Source organism: Desulfobotulus pelophilus (assembly GCF_026155325.1).
Classification (GTDB): Bacteria; Desulfobacterota; Desulfobacteria; order Desulfobacterales; family ASO4-4; genus Desulfobotulus; species Desulfobotulus pelophilus.
In genome coordinates, this window is record NZ_JAPFPW010000056.1 from 1 (window position 1) to 1,881 (window position 1,881).

A 1,881-nucleotide genomic window follows, 5' to 3' on the forward strand; every position below is an offset into this window, starting at 1 on the left:
CCTGAAAGTCGGATAAAGCGTACACTATTTGGTACCCACTCCCAAGCACTTTAAAAAGAGCCTGTCTCTGGCCACTGATTCGGTGGACCATCGATAGCTGCCCATGGCGGTCTGTACCTTTGTGGTTTCAACACAGTCGAACCAATCCAGGATCTGAGCGAGAGAACGTTGCGCAAGCCAGTTTTCCAGCTGCTTTTCGAGCTTGATAAGAGATTTGGTTTTTTCGGGGTCTTTTTTTCTGAGCCTGGCCTGTACGGCCTTTATTTTTTTCATCAGGAAGCAATGATAGCCAAGCGAGATAAATTGTGTGAATTGCCTTCCTCGCAGATTGTCCGGGTACCATGTGCGTGGCCTGGCACCGTCGAGTCTCCCCTTTTGTACGGCAAAAAGTTCTTCGATTTTTTCACGCAGCCGATAGTTTTCAAGTGCTGTAAATGTATCCATAGACTGATTGCTGACAAGGGTGAAGTAGCCAAAATACTTCTTTGATTCCGTAATGGCCTTATCATTGAATCCCACCTTCAGCTGTCCACCACGCCCCTTTCTGGAACAGGTCAGGTACTTGTCTATTTTCTTTTGCGCTGATTCTGTGAACTCGGTTTGTCCTTCTTCTATTTGCGCCTTCAGTTCAAACAGGTCCTTACGGAAGACGAGCTCTTTTTTAGCTTTGTTGTCTGGGGAATAGAACACATGCACATACAAACGGCGCGAGAACAATTCTTTTTCACCGGCGACCTTGTCATTGCGTGATCGCTGGCGTGCTCGGCTGAACTGATGCATTCTGAGTGAAGTTGCCCCGCAGATTGATGGGTCGAATGGACAAGTACTGGACATTCCTTCAAGCGTTGTGCGGAGCGCATCAATTGCTTCTCGGACCCAGATAATATTTGGATCAACCAAGGTCAGAAACTTCATATTTTGCAAGGCAAATTCCATCATGTTCTTCTGGCTGTAGTAGCCGTTATCGGTGACTATCAGAGGTTTTTCCAGATTGAGACACTTGAGCTGTGTCAGAGTGTTTTCAATGGAGATAACATCCGGAATATTACCGGGCTGCTTAGTGAAGGCTATGGGTTCACGAGCCTTCACGGAATACAAGGTCAAAAGCTTGATCGTATTCAGTCCGTCGCCATCTTTATTGAATCCCTGCCGTGCCTCCGATTGATTTTCAGAGTAGGTCGAAACAGTGGTAGAATCAAACGCCAGCACAGGAGATTCTGCCAAGCGTGCCGCCCGAGCAGAAAAATAGCACTGAACGCCTTCTTCATTGCGCCCTACATCCTTAAACAGCTTACCATAAACGTCTTCAGAGATTGCTTCACGATATGGAAGGGGGTGCATCACCTGCCAACTCTCAAGGCGCGGCAGCGTGTTGCCACCGGAACCGATCCAGTAGCGTGCGACAGATAGAATTTTTGCCGCATCACCCTCACTAAATGAAGCACGTACATCATCATCAATTCCGGAAGCCTTGCCAACCCATTCCAGGATGTCCGTTAGCCCAGTATGCTGACGGGTTGCATCGGCAATACCTCCTTCGCCTTTGTTTTTTTTGGGACGAGTCACTACTACTTCTTGTGTTCCTTGCTTGATTTTGCCCTTGAGCTTCTGGCTTACCGTATAGGTCTTTTTGGCCTTTTCATCGTAGGCCGTAACCCTTTCATAGATATAAATATCTCCATTCGCACGCTTTTCACGTCGTTCACCGATGTGAGTTTTTCCTGTTATTGGTTTAGCCATGCGTAAATCCTTCTTTAAAGTGTACGCATAACCATAATGCGCACACGTAAAAAAAGCAAGAAAAAAGCACGGTTTTTCAACTAAACCGTGCTTTTTCTTGCTTTTTTGGGCTTAGAATGTACGCTTTATCCGATTTTCAGG

Annotated in this window: 1 protein-coding gene; it reads right to left on the reverse strand. The window is 46.6% G+C overall.

Features of this window, described 5'->3' with window-relative positions:
• Window positions 1–24: 24 nt before the first annotated feature.
• Complete coding sequence (locus OOT00_RS15915) at window positions 25–1,740, reverse strand: IS1634 family transposase (protein WP_265426409.1); 1,716 nt, start codon at window positions 1,738–1,740, stop codon at window positions 25–27.
• Between the last annotated feature and the right edge of the window lie 141 nt (window positions 1,741–1,881).

Bases quoted from the DNA above. Each gene is read 5' to 3' on its own strand.
- OOT00_RS15915 (WP_265426409.1), bottom strand. From the start codon at position 1,740: ATGGCTAAACCAATAACAGGAAAAACTCACATCGGTGAACGACGTGAA.